This is a genomic window from Solimonas variicoloris DSM 15731, from assembly GCF_000382285.1.
GTDB classification, from domain to species: Bacteria; Pseudomonadota; Gammaproteobacteria; order Nevskiales; family Nevskiaceae; genus Solimonas; species Solimonas variicoloris.
Genome location: NZ_KB907932.1, coordinates 16,920 through 33,501 on the forward strand (window position 1 = coordinate 16,920; position 16,582 = coordinate 33,501).

At 71.2% G+C, this 16,582-nt stretch carries 15 protein-coding genes; 10 read left to right on the top strand and 5 right to left on the bottom strand.

Translation table 11 applies throughout. From position 1 onward, the window contains the following. Positions 1-198: 198 nt before the first annotated feature. Positions 199-1,182 carry a ketopantoate reductase family protein gene (locus H149_RS0110705; RefSeq protein WP_020649752.1) on the top strand — a complete coding sequence of 328 codons (984 nt, stop codon included), beginning with the start codon at positions 199-201 and terminating at the stop codon, positions 1,180-1,182. A gap of 13 nt (positions 1,183-1,195) precedes the next feature. Here the strand turns inward: H149_RS0110705 and H149_RS20635 are convergent, their stop codons facing one another. Beyond that, entirely contained in the window at positions 1,196-1,384 is a 189-nt protein-coding gene (locus H149_RS20635) for a PLDc N-terminal domain-containing protein (protein ID WP_020649753.1), read from the bottom strand. Between the two features lie 77 nt (positions 1,385-1,461). Here H149_RS20635 and H149_RS0110715 point away from each other — a divergent pair, with 77 nt between their 5' ends. Continuing rightward, positions 1,462-3,045: a protein adenylyltransferase SelO gene (locus H149_RS0110715; protein WP_083930928.1), complete on the top strand. Its 1,584-nt coding sequence runs from the start codon at positions 1,462-1,464 to the stop codon at positions 3,043-3,045. Positions 3,046-3,242: 197 nt separating this feature from the next. Here H149_RS0110715 and H149_RS0110720 read toward each other — a convergent pair whose 3' ends face one another. The 3 genes from H149_RS0110720 to H149_RS0110730 form a co-directional block, all read right to left on the bottom strand. Further along, complete coding sequence (locus tag H149_RS0110720; RefSeq protein ID WP_020649755.1) at positions 3,243-3,533, bottom strand: hypothetical protein; 291 nt, start codon at positions 3,531-3,533, stop codon at positions 3,243-3,245. Positions 3,534-3,627: 94 nt separating this feature from the next. Then, a complete protein-coding gene (locus H149_RS0110725; RefSeq protein ID WP_020649756.1) occupies positions 3,628-4,962 on the bottom strand; it encodes an ammonium transporter in 1,335 nt (444 codons plus the stop codon). 126 nt (positions 4,963-5,088) lie between these two features. Then, on the bottom strand, positions 5,089-6,849 hold the full coding sequence (locus tag H149_RS0110730; protein ID WP_020649757.1) for a DUF885 domain-containing protein: 1,761 nt from the start codon (positions 6,847-6,849) through the stop codon (positions 5,089-5,091). A 132-nt stretch (positions 6,850-6,981) separates the two neighbouring features. Here H149_RS0110730 and H149_RS0110735 point away from each other — a divergent pair, with 132 nt between their 5' ends. From H149_RS0110735 to H149_RS0110760, 6 genes are all read left to right on the top strand, one after another. After that, positions 6,982-7,752 carry an ion transporter gene (locus H149_RS0110735; RefSeq protein WP_020649758.1) on the top strand — a complete coding sequence of 257 codons (771 nt, stop codon included), beginning with the start codon at positions 6,982-6,984 and terminating at the stop codon, positions 7,750-7,752. Positions 7,753-7,851: 99 nt separating this feature from the next. Next, the gene (locus H149_RS0110740; RefSeq protein ID WP_020649759.1) at positions 7,852-8,214 is read left to right on the top strand and encodes a hypothetical protein; all 363 of its coding nucleotides are present in this window, start codon (positions 7,852-7,854) and stop codon (positions 8,212-8,214) included. A 90-nt stretch (positions 8,215-8,304) separates the two neighbouring features. After that, positions 8,305-8,703 (top strand): hypothetical protein, encoded by a 399-nt coding sequence (locus tag H149_RS0110745; RefSeq protein ID WP_020649760.1) that lies wholly within the window; start codon positions 8,305-8,307, stop codon positions 8,701-8,703. A gap of 118 nt (positions 8,704-8,821) precedes the next feature. Then, positions 8,822-10,117 carry a TolC family protein gene (locus H149_RS0110750; RefSeq protein WP_020649761.1) on the top strand — a complete coding sequence of 432 codons (1,296 nt, stop codon included), beginning with the start codon at positions 8,822-8,824 and terminating at the stop codon, positions 10,115-10,117. Further along, positions 10,114-11,025 carry an efflux RND transporter periplasmic adaptor subunit gene (locus H149_RS0110755; RefSeq protein ID WP_020649762.1) on the top strand — a complete coding sequence of 304 codons (912 nt, stop codon included), beginning with the start codon at positions 10,114-10,116 and terminating at the stop codon, positions 11,023-11,025. The genes H149_RS0110750 and H149_RS0110755 overlap by 4 nt, the downstream gene beginning before the upstream one ends. A 4-nt stretch (positions 11,026-11,029) precedes the next feature. Further along, a complete protein-coding gene (locus tag H149_RS0110760; protein WP_020649763.1) occupies positions 11,030-14,140 on the top strand; it encodes an efflux RND transporter permease subunit in 3,111 nt (1,036 codons plus the stop codon). A gap of 137 nt (positions 14,141-14,277) precedes the next feature. Here H149_RS0110760 and H149_RS0110765 read toward each other — a convergent pair whose 3' ends face one another. After that, the gene (locus tag H149_RS0110765) at positions 14,278-14,874 is read right to left on the bottom strand and encodes a helix-turn-helix domain-containing protein (RefSeq protein WP_211213583.1); all 597 of its coding nucleotides are present in this window, start codon (positions 14,872-14,874) and stop codon (positions 14,278-14,280) included. Between the two features lie 119 nt (positions 14,875-14,993). Here H149_RS0110765 and H149_RS0110770 point away from each other — a divergent pair, with 119 nt between their 5' ends. Further along, positions 14,994-15,314: a hypothetical protein gene (locus tag H149_RS0110770; RefSeq protein WP_026353079.1), complete on the top strand. Its 321-nt coding sequence runs from the start codon at positions 14,994-14,996 to the stop codon at positions 15,312-15,314. After that, the gene (locus H149_RS0110775) at positions 15,311-16,570 is read left to right on the top strand and encodes an NAD(P)/FAD-dependent oxidoreductase (protein WP_020649766.1); all 1,260 of its coding nucleotides are present in this window, start codon (positions 15,311-15,313) and stop codon (positions 16,568-16,570) included. The genes H149_RS0110770 and H149_RS0110775 overlap by 4 nt, the downstream gene beginning before the upstream one ends. Positions 16,571-16,582: the final 12 nt, after the last annotated feature.

Consider the following 16,582-nt stretch of genomic DNA (forward strand, 5'->3'; position numbering starts at 1 on the left):
ATTGTGTCATGTCCGGGCACGCGCTTCGTGCCGGCACGCTCGCAGAGCCGGCCGCAGCTGTCATTGTCCGGCTGCCGCCCGCGTCTGGCGCGGCGGCCACGCATAATCGGGCGCAAGCAGCGGCGCACCGGACCCGGGCCCGCGATCGAGGAGAGCCGACATGAGCACGAAACACGCGCCGCACGGCGCGACGCGGCGATGATGCTGCTGGCCGGTGCCGGTGCGGTCGGCACGACGCTGGCGACGTTCGTCGTCGCCGCCGGTCGCGAACCGCTGCGGATTTACGCGCGCGACAAGGATCGCGCCGCCTTCGCGGCGGTCGCGTCGCTGTGCGTGCGGCATGCCGGCGGCGAGCTGCGCGCGCCGCGGCCGCCGCTCGCCGACAGCCTTGCGCTCGATGGCGTCGATTACCTGCTGATCGCCGTCAAGCATCCGCAGCTCGACGCGCTGATCGACGCGCTGCCGCCGGTGCCGCGCGGCTGCACCCTCGTCTCGACCCTCAACGGCCTGTCGGCGCTGCGCCGCCTGCGCGAGCGCCTGCCGCACGCGCGCGTCGTGCCGCTGACGGTGATGTTCAACGCGCAATGGCTGGCGCCGCTGCAGACCGAGCTGACGACGCGCCCGCAGCTGATCGTCGGCAGTGACGACGCCCGGCTGCGCCGCGCCCTGGCGGCGCCCGGCGTCACCGTGAAGCGCGCCGAGGGCGAAGCCGCGGCCTGGGGCAAGCTGCTGATCAACCTCGCCAACGCGATCTGCGCGCTGACCCACGCGAGCTTCGAGGAACTGCTGACGCAGCGAGATCTGCGCGCCATCTACGTCGCCATCCTCGACGAGGCGGTCGGCCTGCTGCGCGCCAGCGGCACCGCGTTCGATCTGCCGATGCCGTTTCCGTACGGCGTCTATCGCGCGCTGCTCGCCGGCCGCACGCAGCTGCCCTGGCACTTCGCGCGCTGGCGCAACGGCCTGCACGGCCGCACCTATCCGTCGATGGTCGCCGACGTCGAGCACGGCAGGCGCACCGAGGCGGCGGAGCTGAACGGCGAGATCGTGCGGCTCGCCGCGCGCGTCGGCGCCGCCGCGCCACGCAACGCGGCGCTGATCGAGCTGGTCGGTGCGCTCGGCGCGACACAGCCGCCGGCCTACTGGACGCCGGCGGCGCTGCGCGCGCGGCTCGGCGTCTGAACGCGGCCCGTCGTCAGCGACCGCGCGGACCGACCAGCAGCCAGAGAATGAAGCCGAGCACCGGCAGGAACAGGATCAGGAGAATCCACAACACCTTCTTTCCGGTCGTCAGGGCGCTCTGCACCACGCTGACGATCGCCCAGATGTCGGCGACGAGGACGATGAAGCCCCAGAGGCCCATGTTGTGGTTGAAGTTCATCATGACGGCTTCGCTCCATGCGCAACGGTGATGCGCCGCCGTGGCCGATGGCGGGCGCGCGATGGCGGTCTTTATAGCAGATGGACGGCGACGCACCGCAGGCATCGCGGCGACCGCTTCGCTACAGTGCGCGCAGCCGCGCGCCATCCGTTTTCGCCATTGCCAGACCCGCCGTGATCCAACCCCTCGAACCGCTGCGCTTCGACAACCGCCTCGCCGCGCTCGGCGAGGCCTACGCCACGCGCGTCGCGCCGACGCCGCTGCGCGAGCCGCGGCTGCTGCACGCCAACGCCGCGCTCGCGGCGCAGCTCGGCCTCGATCCCGGCGCGCTGCACAGCCAGGCCTTTGTCGAGATCTTCGCCGGCAATCGCCCGCTGCCCGGCGGCGCGCCGCTCGCCACGCTCTACGCCGGCCATCAGTTCGGCGTCTGGGTGCCGCAACTCGGCGACGGCCGCGCGATCCTGCTCGGCCAGATCCGTGACGCCGCCGGCGCCAGCTGGGATCTGCAGCTCAAGGGCGCCGGGCGCACGCCGTACTCGCGCTTCGCCGACGGCCGTGCCGTGATCCGCTCCAGCGTGCGCGAATACCTCGCCGGCGAGGCCATGCATCATCTCGGCATCCCCAGCACGCGGGCGCTGAGCCTGATCGTCGGCGACGATCCGGTCCACCGCGAGACGATCGAGCGCGCCGCCGTGATCTGCCGCGTCGCGCCCTCGCACATCCGCTTCGGCCACTTCGAGGTGTTCTACTACCGCGGCCAGCCCGAGCGCCTGGCGCCGCTCGCCGACCACGTCATCGACGAGCACTTCCCCGCGCTGCGCGGCGCCCCGGACCGCTACGCGCGCTGGCTCGGCGAGGTCGTCGAGCGCACCGCGCGGCTGATGGCGCAATGGCAGAGCGTCGGCTTCTGTCACGGCGTGATGAACACCGACAACATGTCGGTGCTCGGCCTGACGCTCGACTACGGCCCCTACGGCTTTCTCGACGCGTTCGACGCGCACCACATCTGCAACCACAGCGACGAAGGCGGGCGCTACGCCTACGACCGCCAGCCGGCGATCGGCTACTGGAACTGCTCGCGGCTGCTGCAGGCGACGCTGCCGCTGCTCGACGACGACGAGAACCGCGCCGTCGAAATTGCCGAAGGCTTGCTCGAACGCTACGGCCCGGTCTACGGCGAGACGGTGACCGCGCGCTGGCGCGCCAAGCTCGGCCTGCGCGAAGCGCGTGACGACGATGCGGCGCTGATCAACCGCTTTCTGTCGCTGCTGCACCAGGGTCGCGCGGACTTCACGCTCAGCTTCCGCCGCCTCGCCGCGGTGCCGGCCGCCGACGGCGGCGACGCCGCGGCGCTGCGCGACTGGCTGCCGGCGGTCGAGGCCTTCGACGCCTGGCTGCCGGACTGGCGCGCGCGCCTGCGCGCCGAGGATGGCACCGACGACGCAGCGCGCGCGGCGCGGATGAACGCGGTCAATCCGAAGTACGTGCTGCGCAACCATCTCGCGCAGCGCGCCATCGAGGCGGCGGAGCGCGGCAGCGGCGCGGAGATCGAGCGCCTGCTGACGATCCTGCGGCGCCCGTACGACGAACAGCCGGAACACGAGGCCTATGCGGCCGAGCCGCCGGCGGATGCCCGCCATCTGACCGTCAGCTGCTCGTCGTAGGAAGAAAAGCCGGGAAACGCGGCGTCACGTCCGCGCCGGCGCGACAGAACGCGTTTAGGAACCTCTGAAAAAGCTCATCATCGTCATGGCGAGAAGCCGCAGGCGATCAAGCCATCCGGCGGCGCACGACGCCCGCGGCGTCTCTGCATCGCCACGGCCGCTGCAGCCTCGCGATGACGGCGTTTTTCAGACCTTCCTCAGCGCAGCACGCCGACATACTTGTTCGGCACCGCCAGCCCCGGCGCCGGCGCCGGGCGTGGCGCGACCGGCGCGGCGGCACGCGGTGCCGCGGCGCCGAACATCAGTTCCTCGAAACGCGCCGCCAGGCGCTGCACCTCGCCGTCGGCATGCGCGTAGGCCAGGCGCAACACTTCGCGCGCGTACTCGGCGTTCTGCGTCATCCAGACGGCGTCGATCACGCGCCCGCCGTTGGCGCGCATGCGCACGTAGAGGCGCGTGGCGAGCAGCAATGCTTCGTTCTCGGTCATGACGACAACTCCCCTGCGCCGGTTTCATGCCGGACGCCCAAAAACCGCTCCTTCCGTCTGCCCCGATCCGGCCTCGCGCCGCGTCGATCGTGATCTACGGAATCGTCTCGCCGTGCAGCGAGAGATCGAGTCCGGTGAGCTCTTCCTCGGCGCTGACGCGCAGGCCGACGGTGTACTTGAGGACGACCAGGATCAGCAGCGACACCACGCCGCTGTAGATCAGCGTCGCGAACGCGCCGATCGCCTGCGTCAGCACGTGGCCTTCGGCGCCACCGATGTTCTTGTCGGCGAACACGCCGGTCAGCAGCGCGCCGACCAGACCGCCGATGCCGTGAATGCCAAACACGTCGAGCGAATCGTCGGCGCCGAGCAGGCGCTTGAGGCCGGTCGCGCCCCAGTAGCAGGCGACGCCGGCGGCAACGCCGATCGCCAGCGCGCCGCCGACGTTGACGAAGCCGGACGCCGGCGTGATCGCGACCAGGCCGGCGACGGCGCCGGACAGCGCGCCGAGCAGCGAGACGCGGCCGCGGATCAGCCACTCGGCGGTGACCCAGGTCAGCGAGGCCATCGCCGTCGCCGTCTGCGTGACCAGCATCGCCATGCCGGCGCGGCCGTCGGCGGCGACTGCCGAGCCGGCGTTGAAGCCGAACCAGCCGACCCACAGCAGCGAGGCGCCGAGCATGGTGAAACCGAGATTGAACGGGATGAACGGTTCGCTGCCGTAATGCGTGCGCCGGCCGAGCATGTAGGCGCAGGCGAGGCCGGCGGCGCCGGCGTTGATGTGCACGACCGTGCCGCCGGCGAAGTCGAGCGCGCCGAGGCCGGCGAGCCAGCCGATCGGCTCCCAGACCCAGTGCGCGACCGGCGCGTAGACCAGCAGCGACCACAGCGCCATGAACAGCACCATCGCGCCGAAGCGCATGCGTTCGGCGAAGGCGCCGGTGATCAGCGCCGGGGTGATGATCGCGAAGCTCATCTGGAACATCACGAACACCGATTCGGGAATCGTCGTCGCGACGTGGCTGACGGTCAGCTGGCCGGCGTCCTTGAGATACAGCAGGCCCTGCAGCGCGAAGCGGTCGAGGCCGCCGAGGTACGGGCTGCCCGGCGTGAACGCGAGGCTGTAGCCGACCAGCACCCAGAGCACGGTGACCAGGGCGCAGACGAAGAAGCTCTGCAGCGCGGTGGCGAGCACGTTCTTCTTGCGCACCATGCCGGCGTAGAACAGCGCCAGGCCGGGGATCGTCATCAGCAGCACGAGCGCCGTCGAGCTGAGCATCCATGCGGTGTCACCGGCGCTGATGGCGTCGGTGGCGACCAGATGCGGGCGCGCCGCGACCTCGGCCGCGGCCGGCGCGCTCAGGACGGTGGCGACGAATGCCGCGAATGCGGCGCACAGCGACGGCTGCCGGAACAGGCGTAGGCGCACGAAATTCCCCCGATGCCGTTCCACCTTGAACGGTCGGATGATTCGCAAGCATGTTTGATGCCAGCGCTTTACACGATTCGATCCGGTCCGGCGCGCGGCGGGCGCCGGACGGTGGCGACCGACGGCTCAGCGGGAGACGTCGGCGGCGCCGATCAGCGGCGTGATGACCGCGACCGGGGCGCTGCCGTAGCTCAGGAAACGGTCGTTGAACTTCTTCAGGTCGAAACGCTCGCCGAGCTGCTGCTTCAGGCTTTCGCGGAAGTCGTAGATCGCCGAGAAGCCGGCGAAGTAGCTGGCCAGCTGCACGTAACTGAGCTGGGCCCGGCGCCACTTGCCGCGCGCCTCGGTTTCGCTCTGGAAGGCTTCGTCGCGCAGCAGGCGCAGCGCCTCGTCCTCCTGCATGCCGCGCACGTGCACGCCGTAGTCGAGCAGCGTGTTGCAGACCACGCGCAGCAGCCACTTCGAGTACATCAGCTCCATTTCCGGCGACGGGTCCCAGCCGCTTTCCAGCATCATGCGCTCGCTGTAGACCGCCCAGCCCTCGATCATCGGGCCGTTGCCGAACACGCTCTTGATGCGGCTCGGCGTCTTGTTGGCGTAGACCAGCTGCACGTAGTGGCCGGGCACCGCTTCGTGGATCACCAGAATCTGCAGCAGCCAGTGGTTGTACTCGCGCAGGAAGCTGTCGGCCTGCGCCGGCGTGAACGCGTCGAGCGGCGTGACGTTGAAATAGGTCTTGGCGGTCGCATCGTAAGGACCCGGCGCATTGACCGAGGCCATCGCCACGCCTCGCTGGTACGGCGGCGTCACGCGCACCGCGAGCGGCCGGCTCGGATCGAGATCGACGAGCTGGTGGGTGCGCACACAGTCCTCCAGGCGCGGAATCAGCGCCTGCACCTCGTCGTAGAAGCCGGCGGGCGTGGCGTGGTTGTCCGACAGCCGGGCGATCAGCTGGCCGATGCGTGCGACGCGCTCGGGCGGCGGCGCCTGATCCGGGAAGTATTTCGGCCACAGGTGGTCGGCGAGCTCGGCCATGCGCTCGTGCAGCCGCTCCTTCTCCTGCAGCGCGCGCGCATGCAGCGCGTCCGGCGTGACGCCGGTCTGGATCGCGTAGCCGAACAGGCGCTCGTAGGCGGCGCGGCCGATGCGGAAGTCGCGGCCGCCGCCGTCGCGCGCGAGCCGTTGGTCGAGCGCCTCGAGAAAGGCGATGTAGCCTTCGACCGCGACGCGTGCGGCGCGCAGCCGCTGCAGGAAGCGCGCGCGCTCGTCGGCGCGCAGCGCCGAACCGGCGAGCTGCCGCTCGAGCGCTTCGCCGAACACGTCGAGCGTGCCCTGGCTCTGCTGCATCGCCAGCTGCACCTGCTCGCGCACCGGCCGCGCGATCGCGGCGCGCGCCGCCGCGTAATAGGCCGGCACCTGCGTCAGGCGCTGCGAGACTGTGCGCAGACGCTCGGCCTCGGGCGCGTACGGCGTGTTCAGCAGCAGCGCGAAGGCGTCGGCGACGTTGTAGAGCGAGGGGTTCCACTGCCACTCGCGGAACTCGGCGAGCGACCAGCGTTCCTGCTCCAGCTGGCTCAGCAGCACCGCGCCGTCGGTACGCATCGCTGCGTCCATGCCGGCCTCCGGCAGGCGCCGCAGCGCGGCGATCGAGCGTTCGAGAAAGGCGAGCCGGCGCGCGCGGTAGGCGGCGTCCGGCACGGCGATGCGCGCGGCATAGCGGTAATAGCCGACGGCGATCGCCGCGTCCGGCTGCAGCGCCCAGTAGCGATCGAGGAAAGCGTCGCCGAACTGCGCGCGGAACGTCGCGCCGGCGTCGGCCCGCACGGCGCCGGCGAGCAGCAGCAGGGCGGCGGCGACGGCACGTGCCATCGTGACGGATCGGATCATGGGGTGCGCTCCCGTTGCGGTGGCCGCATCATAGCGGCGCATGCCCGCCGTTCAGAGCGGGCATTTCCTCATTCTGCGCGACCGCCGCCGACCTGACGGCGGGATCGCCGCTCGCGACCGCGAAGGAGCCCCATGCGCAACGCCACCGCCGCCCCGCCCCGCCGCCGCATCGGCCCCGTCGACTGGCTGATGCTGGCGCTGGCGATCGTTTCGATCGGCCTGCTCGCCTACGAAACCTGGGGGCCGGTCACCGCCCAGGAACGCCGTGACATCATCCTGGCCGATCTCGTCATCTGCGCGATCTTCGCCGTCGAATTCCTGTGGCGCTGGCGCGCCGAGGGCTGGAAGCGCCAGTTCCTGATGCGCAACTGGTACGAGATTCTCGGCATGATCCCGGCGGCGCATCCGGCGATCCGCGGCTTCCGGCTGTTCCGCGTGATCCGCATCGTCGTACTGCTGTCGCGCTTCGGCAGCGCCGCCGACCGCGCGCTCGGCGACGACTTCACCTACCTGCTCGTCAACCGCTTCAAGAACACCATCGTCGATTCGATCAGCGACGCCGTCACCGTCGCCGTGCTCGACGAGGTCGCCGACGTGCTCGGCCGCGGCACCTACACGCGCAACATCGCGCGCGCACTCAAGGAAAACGAGAAGGACCTGCGCGCGATGGTCTTCGAAAAGCTCGCCAACGATCCGCGCGCCAGCCGGCTGTCGCGGCTGCCGTTCTACCGCGACATCAGCGAGGCGCTGGTCGACGCCGGCTTTCGCATCGTCGAGGAGGTGCTCGCCGACCCGCGCACCGACGAGCTGGTCGCCGACATCATGCGCGAGAACCTCACGCAGCTACGCACCGCGGTCATCGTCAACAATGCGCCGGTCGCCGGCGACATCCGGCCGGCCTGAGCGTCGCCGCGGCGGCCGCGCCGGCGTGACAAAGCGTTACACCGTCGGCGACGCGGCTGCGGCACACTGCCCGTGCCCTCCCCGACTGGAAGCCCCGCCATGAAGATCCGCTCCTCGAAGATCCGTTCGCTGTGTTTCGTTGCGCTCGCCGTGCTCGGCAGCGCCCCGCTCGCGCACGCGCAGGACGGCGCGACGCCACCGGCCGGCTCCGGTGCCGGTGCCGCCTGGTGCCAGCAGCATCCGGAGCGCTGCGAACAGGCCAAGGAACGCATCAAGGCCAAGTGCGACGCCGATCCGGCCAAGTGCGAGGAAATGAAGCAGAAGATGCAGGAGAAGGCGGCCGAGTGCCAGGCCCATCCGGAGTCGTGCAAGGAAGAGCGTCGCGCCAAGCTCGAGGAAGCCTGCAAGGCCAATCCGGACCGGCCGATCTGCAAGCGCCTGTCGGCGACGCCGGCCAAGTAACGCGCGCCAACCGGCCAGCACGGCGCGTCCCGGCACGCGTCGTGCTTCTCATTTACGCACCGCCGGGACACCGGCTGCTACACTGATCACATGTTCCGTCACGGCTCGCCGCTGCTCGCCGTCCTGCTGACCGTCCTGGTCAGCTCGATGCTGCTCGTGCGCGCCGTCGACCTGCACTGGCACCAGCATCTCGGCGAAACGCAGACGACCGTCGACGGCAGCATCGTGCCGCTGACCTATATCGCCGACGCCTCGACCCCGCACCTGCCGCACGATCAGGATCACGACGTGCGCATGTTCGGCGACGACGGTTCGGCACAGGCCGTCATGCCCCTGACGGCCTGGCCGGTCGCCCTCGTCGTCCTGCTGCCGCTGTTGCTGCTGCTGTTCGCGCCGCCGCACGCCGGCCTGCGCCCCGAGCGCGCCAGCCGGTCCGGGCTGTACAGGCAACCGCAGCTCCCGCCGCCGCTGCGCGGCCCGCCCCGCTAGTTCCCGATTGCTGCGGCTGACGCCCGTCAAGGCGTGCGGCTGCGGCCTGCCCCAATATCGCCCGCATGCCGTCCGGCATGGGCGATGCCGTCGTATTCATCAGTTTCGGGAGCTACACATGTTGCCCAAACGCTGGCGTCCCGCCGCAGGCCTCGGCCTGCTGCTGGCGCTGTCCTGCGCGGTCGCCGCCGCGCCCCCCGTGGCCGAAGTGCCTCATCCGCTCGGCGAACTGCGCCTCGATCAGGCCGCGACGCTCGCCTTGCGCGCGCATCCGGATCTGGCCCGCTACGCCTACGACCGCGCCGCCGCCGACGGCCGCCGCGTGCAGGCCGGGCTCAGCCCGCGCACCGAAGTCGGCGTCGATCTCGAGAACTTCGCCGGCAGCGGCCCTTACCGCAATGCCGACTCGATCGAGGCGACGCTGCGCCTGGCCAAGGTCTGGCAGAGCGCACGCAAGCGTGAAGCGCGCATCGGCGTCGCCAGCGCGCAGATCGAACAGGTCGACGCTGACACCGAGCTGGCGCGCCTCGACGTGCTGGCCGAGACCACGCGCCGCTTCATCGACGTGGTCGAGTCGCAGGAGCAGCTCGACCTCGCCCAGCGCGGCGTCGACAACGCCAAGCTGACGCTGAGCGCGGCCGAGCGCCGCGTGCGCGCCGGCGCGGCGTCGAGCCTCGAAGTCAACCGCGCGCGCATCGCGCTCGAACGCGCTCAGCTGGACTACGAGCACTACGAGCATCTGCTGTCGACGCAGCGCCGCATGCTCGGCGCGCAGTGGGGTGAATCCGAGCCGCAGTTCGACCATGCCCGCGCCGAGCTGCGCACGCTGCCGGAAACGGACGAGTACAGCGTGCTGGTCGAGCGCCTGCGGCGCAGCCCGGACTTCGCGCGCTACGACGTCGAGCAGCGCCTGCGCAATGCCGAGCTGAGCTACGCGCAGTCGCAGGTCAACGGCGACCCGCTGTTCAGCGCCGGCGTGCGCCGTCTGCAGTCGACCGGCGACTACGCGCTGATCGCCTCGATGCTGCTGCCGCTGCCGATCGGCAACCGCAACCAGGGCGCGATCGCCGAAGCCGCGGCGCTGCGCGACCGCGTCGGCGTCGAGCGCCGCGCCGCGGCGGTGCGCAGCGAAACAACGCTGTACGACTTCGTCCAGGAACTGCGCCACGCGCGCACCATGGTCGAATCGCTGCGCGATGTGCTGGTGCCGCAGGCCGAAGAAGCACTGACGCTGACGCGCCGTGGCTACGCCAACGGCCGTTATTCGCAGATCGACCTGCTCGACGCGCAGAAGACGCGCCTCGACTTGGAACGCGAACTGCTGACCAACGCCGCCGACTATCACCGCATGCTGGCCGCCGTCGAGCGCATGACCGCGCTGGCCGCCGCCCCGAACGGAACTCCCTCGCCATGAACCACACTCTTGCCCTCACCAGCATCGCGCTCGCCGCCCTGCTCAGCGCCTGCGGCGGCGACGCCCCGCCGGCCGCGACCGCCACGCCGGCCGCCGCGACCGAACTGGTCATCCATCTCGACGAGGCGCACCGCCGCGAGGCCGGCGTCGAAGTCGCGCCGGCCGGCCCGCAGACGATCGCCGACGTGCTGAGCGTCTACGGCGAGATCGCGCCGGCCGCCGATCACATCCGCCGCGTCGCCGCGCGCTATCCCGGCATCGCCCGCAAGGTCACCAAGAACATCGGCGACCGCGTCGCCGCCGGCGAGACCCTGCTGGTGGTCGAATCGAACGACAGCCTCGAGCCGTACCGCATCACCGCGCCGATCGGCGGCCGCATCCTCGACCGCCAGGTCAACGACGGCGAGTCGCTCGGCGACCAGACGCTGTTCATGATCGGCGACCTGTCGAAGGTCTGGGCCGAGCTGGCGGTGTTCCCGCACGACGCCGGGCGCGTCAGCGTCGGCCAGGCCGTCGATCTCTACGCCGAGCGTGGCAGCGAGGCGACACGCGCCCGTGTCGACTACGTGGCGCCGGAGAGCGATCCGCAGCGCCGCAGCGTGCGCGTGCGCGCGACGCTCGACAACGCCGACGGCCGCTGGCGCCCGGGCCAGTTCGTCAGCGCCGAGCTGATCACCGCCGAGCACGCCGTCGCGCTCGCCGTGCCGCAATCGGCGCTGCAGGAGCTGGAGGGCCGCAGCAGCGTGTTCGTCGAGCGCGACGGCGGTTTCGTCGCGCGCGCCGTCGTGCTCGGCGCGCAGGACCGCCATTACGCGGAAGTGCGCGAGGGCCTCGCCGCCGGCGAGCGCGTCGTGGTCGGCAACAGCTTTTTGCTGAAGTCGCAGTGGCAGGCCAAGAGCGAGGAGTGAACCCATGATCGACTCCCTGCTCCACCTCGCCGTCACGCGGCGATGGATGATGGTGCTGCTGGCCCTGCTGCTGGCGGCGATCGGCGTGTTCTCGTACCAGCGCCTGCCGGTCGACGCGGTACCGGACATCACCAATGTGCAGGTGATGGTCGCGGCGCGTGCGCCCGGCTATTCGCCGCTCGAAACGGAACGCCGCGTCACCTTCCCGATCGAAACCGCGCTCGGCGGCATGCCCGGTCTCAAGCAGACGCGCTCGATCTCGAAGTACGGCCTGGCGACGATCACCGCGGTGTTCGAGGACGGCACCAACATCTATCTGGCCCGCCAGCTCGTCAACGAGCGCCTGATCGACGTGCGCTCCAGCCTGCCGGCCGACGCCGAAGTCTCGCTCGGCCCGATCGCGACCGGTCTCGGCGAGATCTTCATGTACGCGCTGCGCGCCAAGCCCGACGCGCGCCAGGCGGACGGCACGCCGTATGACGCCACCGCGCTGCGCACGATCCAGGACTGGATCGTGCGGCCGCAGCTGCGGCAGACCGCCGGCATCACCGAGGTCGACACCATCGGCGGCCGCGTCAAGGAGTTCCACGTGCTGCCCGATCCGGCGCGGCTGCTGGCCCAGCAGCTGAGCCTCGACGATCTGCGCATGGCGCTGATCGCATCGAACGGCAGCCGCGGCGCCGGCTACATCGAGCGCTACGGCGAGCAGCTGCTGGTGCGCGTGCCCGGCGAACTGCGCGGGCTCGATGACCTGCGCCGCGTCGTCGTCGCCACGCGCAACGGCGTGCCGGTCACGGTCGCCGATGTCGCCGAGGTCAGCCTAGGCGGTCCGCTGCGCACCGGCGCCGCGCAGCTCGGCACCGAGGAGACGGTCCTGTCGACGGCGTTCATGCTGATCGGCGAGAACAGCCGCATCGTCGCCCGTCGCGTCGCCGCCAAGCTCGACGAGATTCGCGGCCGCCTGCCCGAAGGCGTCGAGGCGGTCACCGTCTACGACCGCACCGTGCTGGTCGGCAAGACCGTCGCCACCGTGCAGAAGAACCTCATCGAAGGCGCGGTGCTGGTCGTCGTGGTGCTGTTCGTGATGCTCGGCAATCTGCGCGCCGCGCTGCTGACCGCGCTGGTGATCCCGCTGTCGCTGCTGATGACCTTCACCGGCATGGTCAGCGGCGACATCAGCGCCAACCTGATGAGCCTCGGCGCGCTCGACTTCGGCCTGATCGTCGACGGTTCGGTGATCATCGTCGAGAACTGCCTGATGCGGCTCGGCCACGCGCAGCACGAGCGCGGCGGCGTGCTGCCGCTGCGCCACCGGCTCGCCGTCGTGCACGAGGCGACCGGCGAAGTGTTCCGCCCGAGTCTGGTCAGCGTGCTGGTGGTGGTGCTGGTGAACCTGCCGATCCTCGCCCTCACCGGCGTCGAAGGCAAGATGTTCCACCCGATGGCGCTGACCGTGATCATCGCCCTGCTCGCCGCGCTGCTGCTGTCGGTGACGCTGGTGCCGGCGCTGGTCGCGATCCTGCTGACCGGCCCGATCTCGGAGAAGGACAACGTGCTGGTGCGCGGCGCCAAGCGCGTCTATGCGCCGATGCTGAACTGGGCGCTGACGCACCGTCCGCTGGTACTCGGCGGCGCCGTCGCGCTGACGCTGGCCTGCGGCTGGCTGGTGACGCGGCTCGGCGCTGAATTCATCCCGAACCTCGACGAGGGTGACCTCGTCATCCAGCCGACCCGCATCCCGGGCATCGGCATCGAGCAGGCGGTAACGACGCAGAAGCTCGTCAATGCCGCGCTGCTCGAAGTGCCGGAGGTGCGTCTCGTGTTCGCCCGTACCGGCACCAACGAGGCGGCGACCGACCCGATGTCGCCGGGCGAGACCGACACCTTCGTGATGCTCAAGCCGCACGAGGAATGGCCGAACCCGGACAAGCCGAAGGCACAGCTGATCGACGAGCTGGCCGCCGCCGTCAACGCCGTGCCCGGCGCGGCGTACAGCTTCACCCAGCCGATCCAGATGCGCTTCAACGAGCTGATCTCGGGCGTGCGCTCGGACGTCGCGATCAAGGTGTTCGGCGACGATCTCGACACCCTGCAGCGGCTTGCCAACCGCATCGCTGCGCGCATCGGCAAGATCCCCGGCGCCGCCGACGTCAAGGTCGAGCAGGCCAGCGGCCTGCCGATGCTGGCGGTGCTGCCGGACCGCGCGCAGCTGGCGCGCTACGGTGTGCGCGTCGCCGACGTGCAGGATCTGGTCGCCACCGCCGTCGGCGGCAGCGGCGCCGGCACGATCTTCGAGGGCGACGCGCGCTTCGCGGTCGTGGTGCGCCTGCCCGAGGCGGCGCGCACCGATCCGGCGGCGCTCGCGCGCCTGCCGGTGTCGCTGCCGGGCGGCGGCTACGTGCCGTTGTCCGAGGTCGCGAAGATCGAACGCACGCTCGGCCCGAACCAGATCTCGCGCGAGAACGGCAAGCGCCGCGTCGTCGTCACCGCCAACGTGCGCGGCCGCGATCTCGGCGGCTTCGTCACCGAGGCGCGCGCCGCGGTCGAATCCGGCGTCAATCTGCCAACCGGCTACTACGTCAGCTGGGGCGGCACCTTCGAGCAGCTGGCCTCGGCGGCCAACCGCCTGATGATCGTCGTGCCGATCTCGCTGCTGATGATCTTCGGCCTGCTGTACCTGACGTTCTCGTCGGTCAAGGACGCGCTGCTGGTGTTCTCGGGCGTGCCGCTGGCGCTGACCGGCGGCATCATCGCGCTGTGGCTGCGCGACATTCCGCTGTCGATCTCGGCCGGCGTCGGCTTCATCACGCTGTCTGGTGTCGCGGTACTGACCGGTGTGGTGATGGTGTCGATGTTCCGCCACCTGCTATCGCAAAGCCGGCCGCTCAACGAGGCGATCACTGAGGGCGCGCTGTCACGGCTGCGGCCGATCCTGATGGTGGCACTGGTGGCGTCGCTGGGCTTCCTGCCGATGGCGCTCAATACCGGCACCGGCGCCGAAGTGCAGCGGCCGCTGGCAACGGTCGTCATCGGCGGCATCATCTCGGCGACGATCCTGAGCCTGCTGGTGCTGCCGGCGCTGTATCAGGCCGCGCACCGCCGCGATACGGACTGACGGCCGCAAACGGGCCGGTGCAACGCCTGAGGCCGCAAGGCCGCCGGCGCTGCACCGGCCTTTTTCGTTCGGGTCGCAGCTTTGCGGGCGACGGGCGCCGCCCGCGACAGGCTCCGGAGCATCCGGAGCCGGGCCGATCAGGCCTCGGCCGCCTCGCCTTCCAGCGCCGCGAGCCGCGCGCGCACTTCCTTCTTGCCGACGCCGCGCAGTTCGGCGAGCTTTTCGAGCTGGGCGGCGCGCGGCGTCGCGCGCCGCGTTTCCCAGTTGTAGACCGCCTGCTCGCTGACGCCGATCAGCAGCCCGAACTCGCGGGCGCTGACGCCCAGGCGCGTACGCAGCGGCTTCAGCCCCTTGGCGACGAAGCGCAGCTTGCGCCCCGGCGCGTCGGCCTCGACTTGGGGAGCGGCGCCGACCGCGGCACGGCGCAGCCGCGCCACTTCCTTCTGGAGGTCGCCGACTTCCTTCTTCAGCGCTGCGAGCTGGCGCCGGTGCGCCGTGCTGGCCTTCTGCAGCGACGCCGCCTGCTGGCGCACGACCTTCTTCGACAGACGGGTGATCTCGCTTTTCAGCAGAGCCGCAATATCCGACATAAGGTTTGGAACCAATGGGTGAAACGGGGGGATTCGCCGGCGGTCGCCGACCGAGAAATGAAAAACATTACCGGTGCTGGCCGGCAGGGGCAACTGCACGCCGACCCCCATTCGGGCGGCATCACCCCGCGCGGCGGCCCCCATTCGGGCGGCATCGCCCGGCGCAGCGGCCCCGCACCGCGCCGCGCGCTGTCCCGTTTACGCGACAGCGCCGGCCACCTCGCCGACGGCCTGCGTTGCGCCGGGCGGCCGATTCCGCAAGCATGCCGGCCATGCTGCCGCGCCTGTCTGCCGCCGTGCTGTTCGGAAGCTGCGCGCTGGCGCCGCTGCCGGCGGCGGCCGCGTCCGGCGCCTGCCCGAACCCTGAGCTGAGTCTCGGCTGCGGCAGCTGCCATGGCGCCGCGCCGAACGCGCTGCCGGCGCTGCCGCCCGATCCGGCCCCGGCCCTGTACGCCCGGCTCGCGCGTCTGCGCGACGCGCCGTACACCGGCACGGTGATGCCGCGCCTGCTCGCCAGTCTCGACGATCAGACCCTGCACGCCATCGCCGCAGCGGTCGCCTGCGAGCGCGGGCACGCGCCATGACGACCCGGCGCCGGCTGCTCGGCGGCTTCGCGGCGCTGGCGGCGGCGGCGCTGCCGGCCGCCGTGCGTGCCGCCACGGCGCGCGTCGTGATCGTCGGCGGCGGTTTCGCCGGCGCCAGCTGCGCACTGGCGCTGCACCGCATCGCACCGTCGCTCGAACTCACCGTGGTCGAGCCGCGCGGCGCGTTCCTGACCGGGCCGTTCTCCAATGCCGCGCTCGCCGGTCTGATCCCTCCCGAACGCATTCGCGCAAGGCCCGGCGACGGCCTGCGCCGCCACGGCATCCGCTGGCTCGCGCAGGCGGCCGTCGCGCTCGATCCTGTCGCGCGCGAACTGCGCCTCGCCGACCGCGGGCGCCTGCAGGCCGAGCGTATCGTCGTCGCCCCGGGCATCGACTTCGTCTACGACGCCATCGACGGGCTCAGTGCCGCGAACAGCGACGCCGTGCCGCACGCGTGGCGGATCGACGCCCAGTTCGCGCGACTGCGCGCACAGCTCGACGCCCTGCCCGACGGCGCGACCGTGCTGATCGCCGCGCCGCCGAATCCGTACCGCTGCCCGCCCGGCCCCTACGAACGCGCCAGCCTGTTCGCCTGGCACGCGCAGCGCCGCGGCCTGCGCCGCCGCATCGTCATCGCCGACGCCAAGGACGACTTCTCCAAGCGCGCCGCCTTCACGGCGAGCTGGGACACCCTGTATCCGGGCATGATCGAGTGGCTGCCGCGCGCGCAGGGCGGCACCGTCGTCGCCGTCGATGTCGCGGCGCGGCGTGCGCGTCTGGCCGGCGGCGAAACCGTGCACGCTGCGCTGCTCAGCGTGATTCCGCCGCAGCACGCCGCGGCGTTCGCACGCGCGGCCGACCTCGCCGACGCCTCGGGCTGGTGTCCGGTCGAGCCGCTCGGCTTCGAATCGACGCGCCATCCCGGCATTCACGTGCTCGGCGACGCCTGCATCGCCACGCCGATGCCGAAGTCGGCCTTTGCCGCCAACAACCAGGGCAAGGCCTGCGCGCTGGCGATCGCGCACCGTCTCGCCGGCGAGACGCCGCCGCCGCCGCTGCTGCTCAACACCTGCTACAGCCTGCTCGCGCCCGATTACGCGCTGTCGGTGTCCGGCAGCTATCGCGCCGTCGGCGGCCGTCTCAACGAACTGTCGTCGGGCCTGAGCCCGGCGCACGCCGATCCGGCGCTGCGCGAACTCGAGGCGCGCCACGCCGAGGGCTGGCAGGCGCAGCTGCTGCGCGACAGCTTCGGCTGAAAGCGCGCCCGG

Bases quoted from the DNA above. Each gene is read 5' to 3' on its own strand.
- H149_RS0110705 (WP_020649752.1), top strand. From the start codon at position 199: ATGATGCTGCTGGCCGGTGCCGGTGCGGTCGGCACGACGCTGGCGACG.
- H149_RS20635 (WP_020649753.1), bottom strand. From the start codon at position 1,384: ATGATGAACTTCAACCACAACATGGGCCTCTGGGGCTTCATCGTCCTC.
- H149_RS0110715 (WP_083930928.1), top strand. From the start codon at position 1,462: ATGGACGGCGACGCACCGCAGGCATCGCGGCGACCGCTTCGCTACAGT.
- H149_RS0110720 (WP_020649755.1), bottom strand. From the start codon at position 3,533: ATGACCGAGAACGAAGCATTGCTGCTCGCCACGCGCCTCTACGTGCGC.
- H149_RS0110730 (WP_020649757.1), bottom strand. From the start codon at position 6,849: ATGATCCGATCCGTCACGATGGCACGTGCCGTCGCCGCCGCCCTGCTG.
- H149_RS0110735 (WP_020649758.1), top strand. From the start codon at position 6,982: ATGCGCAACGCCACCGCCGCCCCGCCCCGCCGCCGCATCGGCCCCGTC.
- H149_RS0110740 (WP_020649759.1), top strand. From the start codon at position 7,852: ATGAAGATCCGCTCCTCGAAGATCCGTTCGCTGTGTTTCGTTGCGCTC.
- H149_RS0110745 (WP_020649760.1), top strand. From the start codon at position 8,305: ATGTTCCGTCACGGCTCGCCGCTGCTCGCCGTCCTGCTGACCGTCCTG.
- H149_RS0110750 (WP_020649761.1), top strand. From the start codon at position 8,822: ATGTTGCCCAAACGCTGGCGTCCCGCCGCAGGCCTCGGCCTGCTGCTG.
- H149_RS0110755 (WP_020649762.1), top strand. From the start codon at position 10,114: ATGAACCACACTCTTGCCCTCACCAGCATCGCGCTCGCCGCCCTGCTC.
- H149_RS0110760 (WP_020649763.1), top strand. From the start codon at position 11,030: ATGATCGACTCCCTGCTCCACCTCGCCGTCACGCGGCGATGGATGATG.
- H149_RS0110765 (WP_211213583.1), bottom strand. From the start codon at position 14,874: ATGGGGGCCGCCGCGCGGGGTGATGCCGCCCGAATGGGGGTCGGCGTG.
- H149_RS0110770 (WP_026353079.1), top strand. From the start codon at position 14,994: ATGCCGGCCATGCTGCCGCGCCTGTCTGCCGCCGTGCTGTTCGGAAGC.
- H149_RS0110775 (WP_020649766.1), top strand. From the start codon at position 15,311: ATGACGACCCGGCGCCGGCTGCTCGGCGGCTTCGCGGCGCTGGCGGCG.